Annotated in this window: 17 protein-coding genes; 10 read left to right on the forward strand and 7 right to left on the reverse strand. The window is 46.2% G+C overall.

The genetic code is table 11. The annotated features are described in order from the left end of the window. Genes smc through ftsY form a run of 3 tightly spaced genes read left to right on the forward strand, consistent with a single transcriptional unit; the run spans position 1 to position 5,701 of the window. A complete protein-coding gene (gene smc / locus Q1X33_RS05635; protein ID WP_301969575.1) occupies positions 1-3,579 on the forward strand; it encodes a chromosome segregation protein SMC in 3,579 nt (1,192 codons plus the stop codon). A gap of 12 nt (positions 3,580-3,591) precedes the next feature. After that, complete coding sequence (locus Q1X33_RS05640) at positions 3,592-4,410, forward strand: Cof-type HAD-IIB family hydrolase (RefSeq protein WP_005227138.1); 819 nt, start codon at positions 3,592-3,594, stop codon at positions 4,408-4,410. Position 4,411: 1 nt separating this feature from the next. Continuing rightward, positions 4,412-5,701 carry a signal recognition particle-docking protein FtsY gene (gene ftsY, locus Q1X33_RS05645; protein ID WP_005227139.1) on the forward strand — a complete coding sequence of 430 codons (1,290 nt, stop codon included), beginning with the start codon at positions 4,412-4,414 and terminating at the stop codon, positions 5,699-5,701. 281 nt (positions 5,702-5,982) lie between these two features. Here ftsY and Q1X33_RS05650 read toward each other — a convergent pair whose 3' ends face one another. Next, positions 5,983-6,351 (reverse strand): BlaI/MecI/CopY family transcriptional regulator, encoded by a 369-nt coding sequence (locus Q1X33_RS05650; protein WP_005227140.1) that lies wholly within the window; start codon positions 6,349-6,351, stop codon positions 5,983-5,985. Positions 6,352-6,597: 246 nt separating this feature from the next. Between Q1X33_RS05650 and gshAB the strand changes: the two genes are divergently transcribed. Further along, positions 6,598-8,862: a bifunctional glutamate--cysteine ligase GshA/glutathione synthetase GshB gene (gene gshAB, locus Q1X33_RS05655; RefSeq protein ID WP_005227141.1), complete on the forward strand. Its 2,265-nt coding sequence runs from the start codon at positions 6,598-6,600 to the stop codon at positions 8,860-8,862. Positions 8,863-8,932: 70 nt separating this feature from the next. Here the strand turns inward: gshAB and Q1X33_RS05660 are convergent, their stop codons facing one another. Both Q1X33_RS05660 and Q1X33_RS05665 read right to left on the reverse strand, forming a co-directional pair. Continuing rightward, the gene (locus tag Q1X33_RS05660) at positions 8,933-9,352 is read right to left on the reverse strand and encodes a hypothetical protein (RefSeq protein WP_005227142.1); all 420 of its coding nucleotides are present in this window, start codon (positions 9,350-9,352) and stop codon (positions 8,933-8,935) included. 14 nt (positions 9,353-9,366) lie between these two features. Next, a complete protein-coding gene (locus tag Q1X33_RS05665) occupies positions 9,367-9,819 on the reverse strand; it encodes a YueI family protein (protein ID WP_005227143.1) in 453 nt (150 codons plus the stop codon). A 107-nt stretch (positions 9,820-9,926) separates the two neighbouring features. On the opposite strand from Q1X33_RS05665, the gene Q1X33_RS05670 reads away from it, so the two are divergent. From Q1X33_RS05670 to Q1X33_RS05695, 6 genes are all read left to right on the forward strand, one after another. Next, entirely contained in the window at positions 9,927-10,496 is a 570-nt protein-coding gene (locus Q1X33_RS05670) for a GNAT family N-acetyltransferase (RefSeq protein WP_301969576.1), read from the forward strand. A 15-nt stretch (positions 10,497-10,511) separates the two neighbouring features. Continuing rightward, positions 10,512-10,889 carry an iron-sulfur cluster biosynthesis family protein gene (locus tag Q1X33_RS05675; RefSeq protein WP_005227145.1) on the forward strand — a complete coding sequence of 126 codons (378 nt, stop codon included), beginning with the start codon at positions 10,512-10,514 and terminating at the stop codon, positions 10,887-10,889. 1 nt (position 10,890) lies between these two features. Then, positions 10,891-11,784 (forward strand): metallophosphoesterase, encoded by an 894-nt coding sequence (locus Q1X33_RS05680; RefSeq protein WP_005227146.1) that lies wholly within the window; start codon positions 10,891-10,893, stop codon positions 11,782-11,784. Between the two features lie 85 nt (positions 11,785-11,869). Further along, the gene (locus Q1X33_RS05685) at positions 11,870-12,091 is read left to right on the forward strand and encodes a DUF2829 domain-containing protein (protein ID WP_005227147.1); all 222 of its coding nucleotides are present in this window, start codon (positions 11,870-11,872) and stop codon (positions 12,089-12,091) included. Continuing rightward, complete coding sequence (locus Q1X33_RS05690; protein ID WP_005227148.1) at positions 12,088-12,837, forward strand: 3-oxoacyl-ACP reductase; 750 nt, start codon at positions 12,088-12,090, stop codon at positions 12,835-12,837. The genes Q1X33_RS05685 and Q1X33_RS05690 overlap by 4 nt, the downstream gene beginning before the upstream one ends. Before the next feature lie 30 nt (positions 12,838-12,867). Further along, a complete protein-coding gene (locus Q1X33_RS05695) occupies positions 12,868-13,434 on the forward strand; it encodes a nucleotidyltransferase family protein (RefSeq protein ID WP_005227149.1) in 567 nt (188 codons plus the stop codon). 90 nt (positions 13,435-13,524) lie between these two features. Here Q1X33_RS05695 and Q1X33_RS05700 read toward each other — a convergent pair whose 3' ends face one another. From Q1X33_RS05700 to acnA, 4 genes are all read right to left on the reverse strand, one after another. Next, positions 13,525-14,064, reverse strand: a complete 540-nt coding sequence (locus Q1X33_RS05700) for a biotin transporter BioY (RefSeq protein WP_005227150.1) — start codon at positions 14,062-14,064, stop codon at positions 13,525-13,527. A 44-nt stretch (positions 14,065-14,108) separates the two neighbouring features. Further along, positions 14,109-15,023 (reverse strand): helix-turn-helix domain-containing protein, encoded by a 915-nt coding sequence (locus tag Q1X33_RS05705; RefSeq protein WP_005227151.1) that lies wholly within the window; start codon positions 15,021-15,023, stop codon positions 14,109-14,111. A 104-nt stretch (positions 15,024-15,127) separates the two neighbouring features. Further along, positions 15,128-16,378, reverse strand: coding sequence for an NADP-dependent isocitrate dehydrogenase (gene icd, locus Q1X33_RS05710; RefSeq protein ID WP_034868873.1), 1,251 nt, complete (start codon positions 16,376-16,378; stop codon positions 15,128-15,130). Then, positions 16,371-19,067, reverse strand: a complete 2,697-nt coding sequence (gene acnA, locus Q1X33_RS05715) for an aconitate hydratase AcnA (protein WP_301969577.1) — start codon at positions 19,065-19,067, stop codon at positions 16,371-16,373. The genes icd and acnA overlap by 8 nt, the downstream gene beginning before the upstream one ends. Between the last annotated feature and the right edge of the window lie 4 nt (positions 19,068-19,071).

Genomic DNA, 19,071 nt, shown 5'->3' on the forward strand with positions numbered 1-19,071 from the left:
GTGTATTTAAAACGAATAGAGATTGCCGGCTTTAAATCCTTTGCCGACCGCACAGTCATTGATTTCGAACATCGAGTGACTGCAGTCGTCGGACCAAATGGCAGCGGCAAGAGCAATATTACCGAAGCGATTCGTTGGGTTTTAGGAGAACAATCTGCCAAAAATCTACGTGGTGGCAAAATGCCTGATGTTATTTTTGCAGGTTCTGACACCCGCAGAGCGCTAAATATAGCGGAAGTGACGATCGTTTTAGACAATAGCGATCATTACTTGCCGATGGATTACAGTGAGATCAGCGTGACTCGCCGCTTGAGAAGAACCGGCGAAAGCGACTTTTTCTTAAATAAACAAGCTTGCCGCTTAAAGGATATCCAAGAGTTATTTATGGACTCTGGGTTGGGGAAAGAATCATTTTCGATCATTTCCCAAGGCAAGGTAGAAGCAATTTTCAGCAGCAAACCAGAAGACCGTCGTGGGATTTTTGAAGAAGCGGCGGGGGTATTGAAATACAAACAGCGGAAAAAGAAAGCCGAGCAAAAATTGTTTGAAACTGAAGACAATTTAAGCCGTCTACAAGATATCATTTATGAACTAGAAGATCAGTTGGTGCCTCTGGCAGCCCAAAGTGAAGCAGCCAACCGCTTTTTAGCGTTAAAAGAAAAATTGACGACGGTCGATGTGGCCTATGCGGTCTTAGAGATCACGAAAGCAAAAGAAGCGTGGGAGACAGCCAAAGCTCAACTGAGTACCTTTAACCAAGAACTGGCGCAGATTTCCGAAAAGATCAACCAAGGGGAACTGTCGCTACATTCTTTGCGGCAACAACGTACTGCTTTTGATGAAACGTTGGAGCGTTTGAATCAGCAGCTTTTAGAGGTCACCGAAGGACTGAAGCAAGCCGAAGGGCAAAAAGAAGTCTTGGATGAACGTTCAAAGCATACGCAAAAAAGCTCTGCCGAATACCAAGAAACCTTAGAGGAAGTCACAGAACGGGTCACACTTTTAAATGAAGAAAAAGCAGAACTGATTGGCTTGCTTTCACAAAAAAATCGGAGTGTGCAGGAAGTTGAAGCAGCGATGCTGGCGTGTCAGCAAGAGCAGGAAAAGTACCAACGTTCAGCAAAAGAAATCATTGAAGAGTTGCGTAGCCAATATGTTGAAGCCATGCAGGAGCAAGCAACGATTGGAAACGAATTGAAATACTTGGAGCGTCAATACCAACAAGAAGCCGCGAAAAATCAAACGGCGCTAAGCAAGCAGACGCAAATGAATACGTCGTTGAAAGAAATGACGACGGAAGCGCAAATCGTGGAAGAGCAGCTGACGCAGGCTAAAGCGATTTTAGAAGAACAACGCAAGCAATACATCCATCTTCAAGAAAAAGCTCAGACCAACAAAAAACGCTTTGATGAAGAACAAAAGAAAATGTATCAGTTAATGAGTCAAGTGCAGCAGGTACGAGCGAAACAGCGCAGTCTGCAAGACATTCAAGAAAATTATAGCGGCTTTTATCAAGGCGTTCGCTTGATTTTGAAAAACAAACAGCAGATCAGCGGTATCGTTGGCGCAGTAGCGGAGTTGATCGATGTGCCGCAAGACTATACCGTGGCGATCGAGACCGCATTAGGCGCCGCTGCACAGCATGTCGTCGTTGAAAATGAGCGGGATGCGCGAGCAGCCATCACGTATTTGAAAGAAAATCGAGGGGGGCGTGCAACCTTCTTACCGCTGACGACCATCAAAGCCCGTCATTTGCCAGATTATGCCCGCAATCAAGCCAAGCAAGTGTCTGGATTTATCGGCGTTGCCAGCGAATTGGTCCAGTCGCCCGAACACGTCCAAACGATTACGGATAACTTGTTAGGCAGTATCTTGATTGCCGAAGACTTGCAAAGTGCCAATGCGTTAGCACGGGCATTGAACTATAGCTATCGGGTCGTTTCCTTAGAAGGGGATGTCATGAATGCTGGCGGTTCCATGACGGGTGGTGCAACGAAGAAAAATGCCGGTAGTTTGTTTAGCCAAAGCAATGAGCTGCAACAATTGACGGCACAAGCGGCGCAACTGGATGAGCGGCTTTTAAAAACGGAAAAGCAAGTCCAGCATTTTGAAGCAGCGACCAAAGAAGCACAAGCAGCATTAGAAGAATTGCGGACGCAAGGAGAACAGGCTCGCATGACGGAGCATGAGCTGCAAAGCCGCTTACAAAATCTTGAGAATGACCTGAGCCGCTTGAAGCAAGAGCAGCAAGTGTTTGATTTTGAACATCGCGAAGTGCAAGCCTTCTTTGAGGAATATGATGAGAAGAAGACAAGCTTAGAAGAACAGCAAAAGAATATTGCGGCGCAATTGGCGAAAATCGACCAAGATATTCATCAAATGAATGCCGAAGAAGACTTGATCGAGGAAAAACGCCAAACCTTAGCACAAGAAAGTGCGCGCTTGCAGGCAGCTTTCGCAGTTCAAAAAGAACAAGTGGCGCATTTGCAGCAAAAAATTGCCGCTACGAATCAAGCATTAGAAGAAAACGAAGCGCGTCAACTCTCCTTAGAACGGCAGTTAGCTGCCTTGACAAGCAACGTCAGCGATCATGAGTTTTCAGAAGAAAGCATTCTTCAGCGAATTGAAGCCTTCACAAAAACCAAGCAGCAGGTAACAGCGGAATTGACGGTGATTCGTGAACAACGTCAAGTCGTTCAACAAGAAATCGGCGCATTAGATGAAGCCCTGAGTGCTGAAAACTTAACGCAAAAAGAAAAGCTGTCAGAAAAAACCGAAGTTGAGATCGAAAAAAATCGCGCAGAATTGGTGATGGATAATCGTTTGTTGTATTTACAAGAAGAATACAATCTCACCTTTGAAAAGGCAGCGCAAGATTACCCTGAAATTGAGGATGCAGAACAAGCCAAAGTCGACATTCAGGAACTAAAACAAGCGATCGAGCAAATTGGTCCAGTCAATTTAAATGCGATCGAACAATATGAACAAGTCAATCAACGGCATTTGTTCTTGACGAGTCAGCGAGACGATCTGCTGTCGGCTAAAGCACAGCTGTTTGATACGATGTCTGAAATGGATGAAGAAGTCAAAACCCGTTTCGGCGAAGTCTTCGATGCGATTCGTCTGCAATTCAAACAAGTATTTCCTAATATGTTTGGCGGCGGTCATGCGGAATTAGTCTTAACAGATCCGAAAGATTTATTGAACACTGGGATTGAGATCGAAGCCCAACCACCGGGCAAGAAATTGCAAAACCTCAGCTTGCTATCAGGGGGCGAACGGGCGCTGACTGCGATTGCGTTATTGTTTTCCATTATTCAAGTTCGTCCAGTACCGTTTTGTGTGCTTGACGAAGTGGAAGCAGCATTGGATGAAGCCAATGTCTCTCGTTTCGGTCATTACTTGAGTGCTTTCCAAAATGATACACAGTTTATCGTCGTAACTCACCGTAAAGGAACGATGGAGGCAGCAGATGTGTTGTATGGTGTGACCATGCAAGAATCTGGAGTGTCGAAGACCGTGTCCGTGCGCTTAGAAGAAGTGCGTGAAGGCGGTAGTTTTGCAGCAGATCAAGCATAGAGGAGGAATGATATGATTAAACTGATTGCGATCGATTTAGACGGAACGTTATTGAATGACAAAAAAGAAGTGACTCCTCGCAACAAAGAGGTACTTGCTCGTGCCAAAGCACAAGGCGTAAAAATCGTCATTTGTACGGGACGTCCATTACGGGCGATCCGTCCGTACTTAGAAGAATTATCGCTGAAAGAACCCGGCGACTATAGCATCACCTTTAACGGCGGTTTGGTTCAAAAAAATGAGACTGGCGAGATCATTGAAAAAGCAGCGATGCAGCTGGCAGATATCCATGAATTGGTTTCAGTGGCGGAAGACTTGAATTTGCCTTTAGACGTGGTATCCGAAGAGATCGTCTTGAGTTTACCCACTTCAGCAGCGCATCCATCGATTTATGGCTCGTTAAATCCTTTATTGGATTGTCGTCCTTTTGCCGTAGCTGATCTTGATGAATCGATGCTCTATAATAAAGCGGTGATCGCCTACCATCAGGAAGTCTTGGATCCTAAGATCCCCGAGATTTCCTCAGAGATCCGCGAGAAATATGAAATCATCAAAAGCCGGAATAACCTGTTGGAATTTATGCCTAAAGGAATCACCAAAGCTTATGGTATCAGCCTATTGGCGCAAGATTTAGGGATCAAGCAAGAAGAAGTGATGGCGATCGGTGATGAAGAAAATGACTTGCCGATGATTCGCTATGCAGGGATTGGCGTAGCGATGGCCAATGCCGTGCCAATCATTAAAGAGGCGGCTGACGTTGTCACCGTTTCAAACCAAGAAGACGGTGTGGCAGCAGTAATTGAAGAATATGTCTTAAAAGGAGGTGCGTAAGATGGGATTTTTTGACAAAATCAAAAAAGCGCTGATTGGAGAAACCAAAGAAGCAGAGCAAGAAACCGACAAACCGTTAGTCGATGCTGACTCACCAGAGGCACAGCGTTCAGAAGAAAGCCAGCCAGCACAAACTCCTGCTGAACAAGGCGCTTCAGAACCAGTGGCACCTGCAGAAACCGCCGACTCCAGTGATTTGGAGGCAGAGCAAGAAACTGCTGAAGTGTCCCCGCAGCAAGAAGCAACGACAGCGAATAAAGAAGAAGCACCAAGTATTCCAGAAGAAGTGGCTAAGGATACACCATCAGAGGAAGTACCAGCTTCTGAACCAATCCTTCAACCAGCGCCAGAAACGGAAAGTGTGCAGGATAAATACACCAAAGGATTGACGAAATCACGGAAAACCTTTGGGCAACGGATGAACGAATTGTTTGCCAACTTCCGTACGGTGGACGAAGACTTCTTCGAAGAAGTGGAAGAAACGCTGATCGGCGCAGACGTCGGCTTCGATGCGGCGATGAAGATCGCGGATGCATTGAGACAAGAAGTCAAACTACGTAATGTGAAGAAAACGGCAGATGTCCAAAATGTCATCATCGAAAAATTGGTTGACCTATATGGGGAAGCAGGTGTCGGTGAAGTCAACGAGTTGAATATGCAGTCGGGGTTGACCGTCATTTTATTTGTTGGCGTGAACGGTGTTGGAAAAACCACCAGTATCGGGAAATTAGCCCACCAATTCAAAGCCGAAGGCAAGAAAGTCTTATTGGCTGCAGCGGATACTTTCCGTGCCGGTGCCATCGATCAATTAGTGGTCTGGGGTGAACGAGCTGGTGTTGAAGTCGTTCGTGGCAATGCAGGAGGCGATCCAGCAGCAGTCGTGTTTGATGCGATGGAGCGCGCAAAACGAGAAAATGCTGACGTTTTATTAGTAGATACAGCGGGGCGTTTGCAAAACAAAGTCAATTTGATGAACGAACTAGAAAAAATCAAACGGATCATTCAACGAGTGGACCCAACGGCCCCTCATGAAGTCCTGCTCGTGTTGGATGCAACAACAGGTCAAAACGCGATGAATCAAGCAAAACAATTTAAAGAAACGACGGATGTTTCTGGTCTCGTCTTAACCAAACTTGATGGAACAGCCAAAGGGGGGATCGTCTTGGCGATCCGTAACGAGCTGAGGCTGCCTGTCAAATTAGTGGGACTCGGGGAAGGCATCAATGATTTAGAACCATTTGATCCAAATGAATTTGTCGTTGGCTTATTCAAAGGCTTGATCAAAGAATAAAAAAACAGAGCCCTGTGTTAGGTGATACACCTACACATGGCTCTCCTTTATTGTTGCTTTTGTGAGATCAAAGGGAAGAGAAAACGGGTCGTCGTCTCTTTCCACGAGCTTGACTTGTGACGTAAAGCTGAGAACACTTGGCGTGGCAAATGTGGGTACAGCGATGCACGACTTTGCCAAAAATCAGGAAAAGCAGTTTGAAGACTTCGTTTTCTTCTGCACTGTCTAAAAACTTTGGGAAGTATCAGGCAGAATACAACGAGTTCAACGGTAGGGAAAGATTATTTCTTAAGTTCCCCTTGGCGCTCAGTGATCATTTTTTCCAAGTTGTTCAATGTATCGATATCTTTATTGGTTTCGATAAAGTTCGTAATCAAATTCAATAAAGATTGATCAGACAATTCTGCTGCTAAGAAGTCTTCTTGGGTCACATTCGGAGAATACAACCGAGTCAAAACAGTACCGCTGTAGCCGATATCCGCTACTTTCAATAAGTCGTGGTTTTTTAGTTTACGTACGACTGCTTGAATGGTATTCTTGCTTAGATCTTGCTGTTGGACAGCAATGTCATTTGCAGAAAGAGGTTTGTCTGAATTCCAAAAGATATTCATGATTTGACGTTCGCGTTTGGTAAGATTAAGTGGCTTCATTCACTATTCTTCCTTTCAAAAAAGAGTAATATGGACATAATAATTTACTGTTCTATAAGCAGTATACTTTATTTTGAAGGTAAATATCAAATTTATTCAAGTATTTTATAAATTCTTGGTAATTTTAGTAAGAGATATTACAAGTGAGGAGCAAATTTCTGCATTTTTCACCAGTTTTCACTATAATAGATGGAAAGAAATAGCATTTGAGAAAAAATTTAGTAGAAGAACATAGAGGGCAGTCGAATGAAAATAAAAACATTGTTATCACATAAAGAGCTTTTTCCCTATTTATTGAAAGGACGCTACGGGATTGAGCGTGAAGCGCAGCGGGTGCGGCTCGATGGGACGTTTGCAGGTACCGATCATCCTAAAACGTTAGGCAATCGGCGCTTCCATCCGTATATCCAAACGGATTTTTCCGAAAACCAACTGGAACTGATTACGCCCGTCGCTGATTCCGTGGATGAATTGTTCCGTTTTTTAGGGGCTATTCATGATGTGGCGTATCGTTCGATGTCAGCAGAAGAAATGCTCTGGCCATTGAGTATGCCACCGGCTTTACCAGAAAAAGAAGAAGACATCGTCATTGCTAAATTAGACCAATTTGAAGATGTGCTCTACCGCCGCTATTTAGCCAAAACATATGGTCGCCGCAAGCAAATGGTCAGTGGGATTCATTTCAATTTCGAATTTGCGGAAGACTTTTTGCAGCAGCTGTATGCTTTGTCTGAAACGAAGGAAAGCTTCCAGACGTTTAAAACGGCACTTTATTTGAAAGTAACTCGCAATTATTTGCACTATCGCTGGTTTTTGACGTATTTCTTTGGGGCGACTCCTGCTTCAGAAGCCAATTATTTTACGACAGAAAACGGACCGCAAGAACCAGTCCGCAGTATTCGCAATAGCCGCTATGGATACACGAATCACGAAGACGTCAAGGTATCTTACGCTTCGTTAGAGACCTATCTTGCAGATATTGCCAAATTAGTGGAGACGGGAAAGCTTTCAGAAGAAAAAGAATTTTATGCGCCAGTGCGTCTACGTGGGGGAAAACGGGTCGCAGATTTAGCCTCAGCGGGTATCCGTTATATTGAGTTAAGAAATATTGACATCGATCCCTTTGCCCGCTATGGGATTTCCAAAGAGCAAGTCGCATTCTTGCATTTCTTCTTATTGTTTTTAAGTACAAAAGAAGAAGGCAGCGATGCGGATGTGTGGATCGAAGAGGGCAATCAGAAAAATGATCAGGTCGCATTAGAACATCCGCTTGCACCTTTGACTTATCAGCAAGAAGCGCAAGCGCTGATTACTGAAATGATGGACTTTGCCCAAGCCCTTGAGCTGCCGCATCCACCATTTTTGGATCAGCTCTCAGATATGCTGGCTGAACCAGAAAGAACCTTCGCGGGACGTCTTTTCTCAGCAAGTCAAGCAACCAGTCAAGCCCAGACAGCAACAGTGCTGGGACAAAAGTATCATCAAGCTGCTTGGGAAAAACCGTATCAATTAGCTGGCTTTCGAGCAATGGAATTGTCGACCCAGATCCTCTTGTTCGATGCGATCCAAAAAGGAATCGAAGTGACGGTACTGGATGAAACGGATCAATTCTTGAAATTAGCCGTGAAAGACCACATCGAATATGTTAAAAATGCCAATATGACCAGTAAGGATCAGTACATCGTCCCTTTGATCATGGCGAATAAAACGGTCACTAAAAAAATCTTAGCCGAAAATGGCTTTCATGTACCAAGTGGCGCTGAGTTCGCTTCGGCAGAAGAAGCGATCGCGTTTTATCCTCAGATTGCCCACAGCGGGTTTGTGGTAAAACCGAAAACCACCAACTATGGGATCGGTATCTCGATTTTCAAAGAAGGTGCCTCTTTAGCGGATTATCAAGCGGCGGTCGCCATTGCCTTTGCGGAAGATGATTCGATCCTCGTTGAGACTTTTTTGTCAGGGACGGAATATCGGTTCTTCGTGATCGATGGGCGAGTCGATGCGATTTTACTACGTATCCCTGCCAATGTCGTGGGTGACGGCAAGCGCACGATCACGGAACTCGTCGCAGAGAAAAATCTCGATCCATTGCGCGGTACCCATCATCGGACCCCATTAGAGCTGATCCAATTAGGGGAACTGGAACAACTGATGTTAAAAGAGCAAGGGTATCAAATGGATTCAGTACCCGAAGAGGAGCAGATCGTTTATTTGCGAGAAAACTCGAATATCAGTACTGGCGGTGATTCTATCGATGTGACGGATGACTTCAACGATGATTACAAACAAGTAGCAGTCGATGCGGTAGCCGCATTACAAGCGTCTATCAGCGGAATCGATCTGATTATTCCAGATAAAACCAAGCCAGCCAATGAACCGGGGGCTTATGGGATCATTGAAGCCAATTTCAACCCAGCGATGCATATGCACGTTTATCCATACAGCGGGAAAGGCCGACGCTTAACTATGTCTGTTTTACGCCTATTGTTCCCTGAAGTCTTCGAGAGCTGATGGAAGTACAAAAAGCAAAGAACTGCACACTTTGGAAGGAGAGTTCCTTTCAAAGTGTGCAGTTTTTTTATTAGGATTCAAAAGCAGCGATCTCAATCGTTTGTTTTGTTTCTTCCACCTTGAGACCCGTTCGGGCTTCCCACCATTGTTTCATTTCTTTTTCATACGTGGTAGGAAAACGTTGGATCAAGGTTAATAACGGTACGCCTTGAATCGAGGCGTAGGGAAAGTTTAAAACCAGATTGTACTTCAGTTCCGACAGGAGGCTATAATATTGAAACATCATAAAGTTCATTTCATTCTTATCCTCCAGCAGGAGTACTTTCGGAGCGCGATCCAGCATAAAACCCAAGCTGCGCATCATGAACAATACGCCATCTAGATGGCTGGATTCGATCGTGGGTGCCGTTTTTAACAAATCGATATGCAGATCCAAAGCATCAAGCAGTTCTTTCTTTAATGAAAGGTAGGGCGGTGTTGATTGTTCCATGATAGTTCCTCCTTTTAATGGAAAAGACGTTTCCAAAATGACGTTTTCTCTGGTTGGTCCTGCTCTTTATCCGATGGAGCGGCAGCTGCAGGGAATTTTTTTTCGATATCGATGACGTCTTCATTGACGGCTTCTTTCCCAGCAATCAGCAAGCCGATACTGTCTGGACCGGCATCTTGGGCATCGGAGACGATCCGAAATTCCATCTGTTGTTTGGTCAGTAAAGTGATGTAATCGGTCTGGATCGATTCTGGCAATTTTCCGTTAAGCAGCACGAGCGCTCCTTGATAATCTGGTAAGGCGTTCAAGAGCGTTTTCTGGTTGTCCTTCTTCTTCATTTCTGTTACTGTCATACTAAGATAACACCGTTCACGAAACGTGCCTAAATACTTGCGCTGTTCATCTGGGTTGACGCGAGGCGTCCCATACATTCCTGTATCAAGGCGTTTTTCTAATTCGTCTGACATTGAAGTATCCTCCTCAAAGCGTTTACTTATGCTTATTATAGCATATCCAGCAAATAGCAAAAGAGGGGTGCGATCGTGAGAGAGTATTGACAGAAAGTAGGGATCCTATGACAACAAAAGAACGACATTTGCTATTGTTAGCAGAAAATCAACGGTTGGAGACACCGAGGCTGCTCTTGCGTCCTGTTTCCTTGGCAGATGCAGCGGACATGTTTGCCTATGCAAATGATGAAGAAACGACGACCTTCGTCTTTGCTAGACATGGGTCGGTTGAAGAAACAAAACTGCGTATTGCCGAGTATTTTGTTGCTGCACCCTTAGGAAAATTTGCGATCGAAGAAAAAGACTCAGACAAAATGATCGGGACCATCGATTTGCGGGTAGAATCAGAAAAAGAGATCGCTGAACTCGGTTATACATTAAGTCGCGATTATTGGGGGCAAGGGATCATGCCAGAAGCGGCAATGGCATTGCTGCATTTCGGTTTTGAAACACTCGAATTGATTCGAATTTTTGCTCGACATGATGCCCGAAATCCCAAGTCTGGACGGGTCATGGAGAAAATTGGGATGAAATTGGAAGCAACGATCCCAGCTGCCCGCAAATCGGGTGAAGAAATCATCGATGAAGTCACGCGTGGCATCACCCTTGAGGAATGGAAAAAACGTATCATGTAAAGGAGGGCTCTCGTCATGGAACTGAACATTGAGCCAGCAGCAATTGAAAAAATAACCCCTTATGTGCAGCCAGATGATCGTCTCTACTTGGATTTTGAAGACGGCGTTGGTCCGTTTCCTGCAACGGAGATCACCTGCCGTTTGGACATCCATTTTCGCCTGATCATCGTGCCGCAAAGCTATCCAGAAGAAGGATTGGCGATCTACGACACCCCTTTAACGACACCCTTAGGCACGATTTGGTTGAAGCAAGGGGCTCAGGTGTATTTAGAAGAACAGACTCGGATGCAGGTGGAACCGACCTATCAACGGTTGCAATTGGTGGGAAATAGCGGGATCTTAGCTAACGATGTTCAATTGTTACGGATCGAAAAGCAGACGGCGGGCCGCTGAGATGGGCACGCTGGCGGTTATTAGCGACTTGCACGTCGATATCAACCAATTATTTGATCCCCATCTGCAGCTGATCGCTGATTATTTGCAGCAAAATCAGGTGACCCATCTGCATCTGGCAGGAGATGTGGCGAATAAAAAACAACGGCTATTAGACGTGGTCGCATTTTTTCAAAGTCGACAGGTGCCAACGACCTTTCACTGGGGCAATCATGAAATGGTGGACTTGACGGAACAAGAGATCGAGGCTTTCGATGATCCCGCCTTTCTTAATTTTCAGACGTATCGCTTATCAGAAAAAACACTGCTGTTGGGAATCAATGGCTGGTATGACTACCAATATTCTGATCTGACCAGTGAAGCTGAGATCTTGCGGCTGAAAAATTTGTTTTGGTATGACCGCATGATTCAACGAAAGGGATCGGATAAGGGGATCAGCCAAGCCATCAATGAGCGTTTAGCGGAAACATTGGCCCATTTGCCGCAAGACCAAGAAATTCTTCTTTCTACGCATTTTGTGCCCCAAGAAGCGTTTATTGTGCGGCAGACCGGCAAGTACGCCCGCTGGAACCACCTAAATGCGTTTTTGGGGTCGCCTGATTTTGGCGCAGTGATCGATCAGTACGCCAATGTGCGGGCAGTCGTCTTTGGGCATACCCATCGACGCTTTGAGAAAAAAGAACTTGCGGGAACCAGCTACTATTGCCGTCCCTTCGGCTACTATTATGAATGGCAGTTGACCCGACGCTTCGTTTTGGAAAATCACTTAGCAGAAGCATATTCTCCAACGAAAGTTCGGACGCTGCTGCGAAACCATCATGAGACATTTGAGGACTATAAAACGGCGCATCTTGTAGAGGAATTGGCGCAAGCGATCACGCTGCTGCCGTATTAGCGCAGCAAACGAGTCCTGCTTGTTTTCGTGATTGAATTTCCAAGCAATTTAAACCATTAGAAGAAACACACAAAGGAGAAAAATCATGACATTTGAAGAAATCTTACCAGAATTAAAAGCCGGCAAAAAAATCATTCGTGAAGGTTGGGGCGGCTTTGAACTTTATGTGACATTCGTTGAAGGCGAAGTGTACGACAATGCCCCAGTCACCCCTTACTTTTTGATCAAAACAGCGGATGAGGGATTCTCGAGTTTCGCACCGACTGTTTGCGACATTCTTGCGGAAGATTGGAAAATCGTGGAATGACGGCATCGTGGATCGATGACAAAACGATTGTGTTTGTCACAGGGGCTGCTTCAGGCATCGGTAAAGCGCAAGCAGAGGCGTTTCTTGCAGAAGGCGCTCAAGTATTTGGTGTTGACTGCCAATCGTTTCCTGATTCGCTTTTAGCCCAGCCCCGCTTTTTCGGCACATGTTGTGACTTAGCGGTGAAAGAAAATTGTCTTGCAGCGGTCCAAGCTTGTGTGACGCACTTTGGCGGTATCACAGTCTTGTTAAATACAGCAGGAAAACTTGACGGCTATCATACGATTGCTGAGACGACGTCAATGGAGTGGGAGGAGATATTTCAAACCAATGTCTCCAGCATGTTTTATTTAACGAAAGAAATTTTGCCGCTGATGCAAGCCAATGGCGGCGGAACGATCATCAATATGGCGTCGATCGCTGGAATGGTCGCAGGTGGTGGCGGGATCGCCTATACAACCGCAAAACACGCGATCGTCGGGTTTACCAAACAGTTGGCATTAGATGTTGCAGATCAAGGGATCTCGGTGAAGGGCATCGCGCCAGGTGCGATTCAAACGCCGATGAATGCGGCTGATTTTGCGGGTGACGGGAAAATGGCGCAATGGGTGGCAGAAGAGACGCCAGTCAAGCGTTGGGCGCAACCAGAAGAAGTTGCAGCGCTGACCCTTTTTCTTGCCAGTCCGCAAGCTAGTTACTTGCAGGGGGCGATCGTGCCCATCGACGGTGGTTGGACCTTGAAATAACTAGCCTGAACCCATTAGAGGAGGACGCCAATGAAGGAACAAGCGATCCAGAACTTGTTTGCAAAAAATCGTGAATGTCGACAACTGCTTACGATCATTGAAGCGTTGCAGCTGTCGGATTGCTGGCTGTGTGCTGGGTACCTGCGGAATTATTTATGGGGGTTTCTCAGTGGGAAAATAGCGGAGGTGCCAATAACCGATATTGATGTCGTGTTTTATGATCCGACTGTAAGCATAGAAGAAACAGCAGCGATCGAAGCGCAACTGCGCCGTTCGTTTCCCGAATTTCCTTGGGAGGTTCGAAACCAAGCGTTGATGCACCAACATAATTTTGCCGAGGAGCCGCCTTATACAAGCACCTTCGATGCTTTAACGAAGTTTCCAGAGCGTTGTACAGCGGTAGCGGCACGAATGAATCAAGGCAAGCTTGAATTGATGGCGCCTTTTGGTTGGCAGGATATTTGCAGTTTTCGGGTGCGTCCAACACCGCATTTTGCCCAAAATGAACAGTATCTTGCGGTTTATCGACAACGCCAAGCGATGAAGCAGTGGCAGAAAATTTGGCCGCAGCTCTCGATTGAAGAGGGGAAGAAATGAAAAAGAACACTCGCGTGATGCGGCGATTTTCAAAAGTTAGACGAAAAAGCTAACTGATGGGAATCGCTGCATATGACGCGAGTGTTTTTATTAACGTAAAGCCAATGGTTGCGCCAAGCGGTTTCTTAAAAAGATGCCTAGATAAGCTGCGGCAACGGCTTTGATGATCCCAGGGATAATAAACAGAACAAAGCCACCGTTAAAGGCAGCCGGCCATGCCATGCCCGTGCTCCACTTCAGCCACAATGTACCAAACAACAAAGTTGCCAGCGCACCGACAATATTGCCGATCACTGCTCCTGTGTAGCGAAACGCTGTTTTTTCTACGATCAATCCAGTAAGCAATCCATTAAAGAGGAAGCCGACTAAATAGCCACCAGTTGGTCCTAACAAAACACCGACACCGCTGGAAAAACCAGCGAAAACGGGCAAACCAATCAATCCTAACAGCAAGTAGATGATGATCGCCATCGTTCCTGTTCGCGTGCCGAGGAAAGTCACCGCCAACCCGATCGCAAAGGTTTGTCCTGTCAATGGGATCAAACCTAATGGAATCGTCAGTTGGGAAAGACCAGCAATAATGATCGCAAATAAAGCGGCATGGATTTGTTCACGCAATGATAATTTCATCGAATCCTTCTCTCTAATAATAATTTCGTTAACCTAAAATTAATTTATTTGGTTAACGAAATTATAAACGGTGGTTTACCAAAAGTAAAGAAGAATCTTGTTTTTTTAGTGTCCTTTTTTAAAAGGACAATCAAGTTCTTTGAGGAGAGGAAAGGGGCGATCTCTTCCAGCTCATCTGTTGAGAAGGGCAGTGCTTGAACGAGCCGGCAGATCGTTGCTTCTGTTAGAAACGGCAGCAGTTCTTCGATTTCATCATAAGCCAAGCGTTCTGCTGCGGCAACGTTTGGCTGCTCCAGGGCGGTCAGCAGGAGTTCATCCAGATACGGCGCAGGTAAAAAGGGCAGCAGTTCTTCAATCTCAGAAAAGCGGAAGTCAGGATTTTCAAGCCAGCCTTTGATTTCTCCCGCCAAAAAGTTGGGGGGTAAAAAGGGCGCCGCCTCTTCCCAAAAAGCCATGGAATAGTGCTTACCTTTCAGGAGCTCTTCTACTTGGGGCTTTTTCAAAAACGGCAGGAGTTCTTCCAGTAACTCTTCTGGGATATTCTCGGCACCATTTAGCAGGTGCTGCAAGTCTGCGCTGGTCAAATGAGGTGCTAGCCTAGGCAATAAGTCTAAATCTAAAGAAGTTTCTTGAAACGGTTCTTCTTGAATCAACGCTGACAATTCTTGCGGTTTGATCAGCGGAGCTAGTTCGGCGATTTCTTCTGGCTGTGCGGTTCCTGCTTGATAATGTTGCACCGCAGCTGCTGGCTTCCCTAACAGCTCATCGATGGATAGGTCTAAAATCGCTGCTAGCTGCGGCAATTTTTCAATGTCCGGCAGTGAGTTGCCCCGCTCCCAATTACTGACCGCCTGATAGCTGACAAGTAACTGGTCGGCCAAGTTGCTTTGGGTCAGATTTTTTTCTTTGCGTTTGGCAGCGATCTGCTGACCGATTTTTCTCATGTTGAATTCACTCATAAATGAATTCCCCCTTTCATGCTCTAAGTATAGTTTCCCAAAAGGTGAAAACGCAATCAAGCTGTGATTGAGCAGGCAAATGCCGACTCAATCACAGCTTGAGTTTACGAATGGATCAACTGAAGGAGGTGTTCACCAAACGCTTGTGTCGTTAAACAGACCGCTTCTGGCATCAACTGCGCGAAGTCGGCAGTGACGTGTTGACTTTGCAAGGCTTGTTCAATGGCTTGTGTTAGGATTTGAGCTGCTTCTGGCCAGTTCAAATGTTCTAAAAGCATGCACGCTGACAGCAGCAGCGAACAGGGATTGGCTTTGCCAAGTCCTGCGATATCCGGTGCTGTTCCGTGGGTAGCTTCAAAGATGGCTGCCCCAGTAGCGTAGTTGATATTGGCACCGGGGGCGATCCCGATGCCGCCGACTTGTGCAGCAAGTGCATCAGAAATGTAGTCGCCGTTCAAATTACAAGTGGCAATGACGTCGAATTTTTCTGGATACAAAAGGATCTGTTGTAAAAAGTTGTCTGCGATCACGTCGTTAACAACGATTTTCCCAGCCGCTTTTGCCGAGGCAAGGGCGGCTTCGGCTGCCTTTGAGCCGTTTTCTGCTTTGATTTTGTTGTATTGATTCATTGTAAAACACTGGTCGGCGTATGTGGTCTCTGCAAGCTGATAGCCCCAGTTTTTAAAGCCGCCTTCTGTAAATTTCATGATATTGCCTTTATGCACCAGTGTCACCGTGGGCCGCTTTTGAGCGATCGCATACTCAATGGCAGCAGCGATCAAGCGCTGACTGCCTTCTAAAGAGATCGGCTTGATGCCGATAGCGGCAGTTTTAGGAAAACGAATCGCCTTGACAGCAAAGTCTGCTTGCAATGTCTGGATCAGACGCTGCGTTGCGTCGTCGTCTTTGGCAAATTCGATGCCAGCATAAACATCTTCAGTATTTTCTCGAAAGATCACCATATCGGTTTTTTCTGGCTGCTTTAAAGGCGAAGGGACCCCTGTAAAATAGCGAACAGGTCTGACACAGGCATAAAGATCCAGCGTTTGCCGCAAGGTGACATTCAAGGAGCGAAAGCCCTCGCCAATTGGGGTAGTCAACGGTCCTTTTAAGGCGTATTGTTGAGCCTTGATCGTATCGATGGTTGCTTGCGGCAGCCATTCCCCCGTCTGTTCAAAGGCGGCTTCTCCAGCTAAAACTTCCAGCCATTCGATGCGGCGTTGATTGTCATAGGCTTTATTTACAGCGGCATCAATCACAGGTTGCGCAGCCTGCCAAATCTCGGCACCGATGCCGTCTCCTGCAATGTAAGGAATGGTGATCGTCGTTGCTTCATGGGTTGCTTGGTTAGGCATGGGCAGTTCCTCCTAATTCAGCTTTTTTTCGAATGACCATCGGTAAAATTCCTTGATGCTTCCAATAGCGAATATCTGCAGGGGCATCAAAGCGCAGGCGGGTCATAAAGGAGACAGTCCCTCCGTCGATCCGTTGCGCACTGACTTCGATCAGCTGCTTGACCACTGGCTCTTCTGGCAAAGCGATCGAGAATGTTTCGCTGCCGTCCAAATCAAACGATGCGGCACTTTCACCAGCAAGATATTCAAGCGGAATGATCCCCATCATGACCAAGTTGCTGCGATGGATTCGTTCGAAGCTTTCTGCTAAGACGACTTTAACGCCTAATAATTGTGTTCCTTTGGCGGCCCAGTCGCGAGAAGAACCCATGCCATAATCTTTACCAGCTAAAATGATACAGCTTTGACCAGCTTTTTGGTAATTCATAGCTGCGTCAAATATCGACAGGGTTTCCCCAGTTGGAAAATAATGCGTGACACTGCCAGTACTGCCAGGCACTAGCTGGTTTTGCAGACGGATGTTGCCGAAAGTCCCCCGCATCATAATCTGATGATTGCCGCGTCGCGAACCAAAGGAGTTGAATTCACGATACGGAACTTCTTTTTCTTGTAAAAATTTTCCAGCTGCAGAATCCATACTGATGCTGCCAGCAGGAGAAATATGGTCAGTGGTGACGGAATCACCCAATTTTGCCAAGACTTTCAGATCAGCTAAGACATCTGGTTTAGGCAACTCTTTGGTCAATGTTTCAAAGTAGGGCGGATGAGCGATGTAAGTGGATTGCTCATCCCATTCATAACATGCGCTCGTGGTGGTTTCGATCGCATTCCAGCGTTCATTGGCATCAAAAAGATGCTCATAGGCAGCGCGAAATGCTTCTGGTCCGACGTACTCTTGAACGTAAGCATTGACTTCTTCATTGCTAGGCCAAATATCAGACAAATACACCGGCTCGTCATTGACGATAGCTAACGGTTCTTTTGTGAGATCTTTGCGAATGCTGCCAGCGATGGCATAGGCAACAACTAATGGCGGTGAAGCCAAATAATTGGCTTTGATCTGTGGATGGATTCTTCCTTCAAAATTTCGATTGCCTGACAGAACCGATGCCACCAGTAGATTTTCTGCCTCAATTGCTTCAGCGACCTGCGCTTCTAAAGGACCTGAATTTCCGATACAGGTGGTACAACCGTAGCCCACTAAATAAAAGCCGAGTTGCTCTAAATACGGCAGCAAACCACTGTTTTGCAAATAGGTGGTCACGATCTGGGAGCCAGGTGCAAGGGAGGTTTTGACCGTACGAGAGACGGTCAGACCTTTTTCAATGGCTTTTTTAGCCAATAAGCCTGCCGAGAGCATGACGAAGGGATTGCTAGTATTCGTACAGCTAGTGATCGCCGCCAAGACGATATCGCCGGTCACTAATTTGTCAGGTGTAGCATCTGGCCAGGTAACGCTGGCTGCTTTTTGCCATTCGTCCTCTGAAAGACCAAAGCCCTTGGGACCGACGGCAGCCGTGACCGATTGTTCAAAATCCTGATGGACTGCTGGAAGCAAAATCCGATCTTGCGGGCGCTTAGGGCCCGCTAATGCTGGCTGAACTTCTGCTAGATCGATGGTGATCGTCTTAGTATAGGTCGGCACGATCGTTTCATCATAAAAGAAATGGTTGGCTTTGGCGTAAGCGGCAACGAGTTCGATCAGCTCGCTGGAGCGACCGGTCGTTGCTAAGTAATTCAAGGTCTCATGATCAATCGGACAAAAACCGCAAGTCGCACCATATTCGGGAGCCATGTTTGCTAACGTTGCTCGATCAGCTAAACTTAAATGACGATAGCCAGGACCGAAGTATTCGACAAATTTTCCGACCACTTTTTCGATCCGCAGCACTTCAGTTACTTTTAGTGCTAAATCGGTGGCGGTGGTACCTGCAGGCATCTCGTTGATAAATTTCACCCCGATGACTTCAGGCGTAGGGAAGAAAGAAGGTTCGCCAAGAATCGCAGCTTCCGCTTCAATACCGCCAACCCCCCAACCGAGAACCCCCAAGCCGTTGATCATCGTGGTGTGAGAATCGGTTCCTTGCAATGTATCAGGAAACAGCAGTCGTTGATCTTCGTGTGTTTTTTGCAAGATTACATCAGATAACGATTCGATGTTGACTTGATGAATGATCCCTGTTTCAGGCGGTACGACTTCGAAATTGTCGAAAGAACCTTGCGCCCATTTCAAGAATTGATAGCGTTCTGCATTGCGTTCAAATTCCCGCTCCGTATTAAAAGCGATCGCCCCAGGAGTACCGGCTTGATCGACTTGCACAGAGTGGTCGACGACGAGTGTGACGGGAATCTCAGGATTGATGTCTTCTGCGGCACCGCCTAAAGCGACCATCGCATCCCGCATGGCAGCCAAATCAACGACTGCGGGTACCCCAGTAAAGTCTTGCAAAACGACCCGCTCTGGTTTGAATGGCACGACACCAGTAGGGGTTTCTGCCTGCCAGTTCGCTAAAAATGGTAAATAATCCTCTGTAATTTCCTCGTCTTGATGACGAGCAACACTTTCCAATAAAACTCGAATGGAGTAGGGCAAGCGAGATAAATCAGCCCCTAAGTCTTGGGTGATTTTCGCTAAGTCAATATACGTGTATTGCGTATCATTGACGGTGAGTTGAGATTGCCACTTCATAAGA

It is taken from the genome of Enterococcus sp. B2E4, from assembly GCF_030499455.1.
In the GTDB taxonomy this organism is placed as follows: Bacteria; Bacillota; Bacilli; order Lactobacillales; family Enterococcaceae; genus Enterococcus_D; species Enterococcus_D casseliflavus.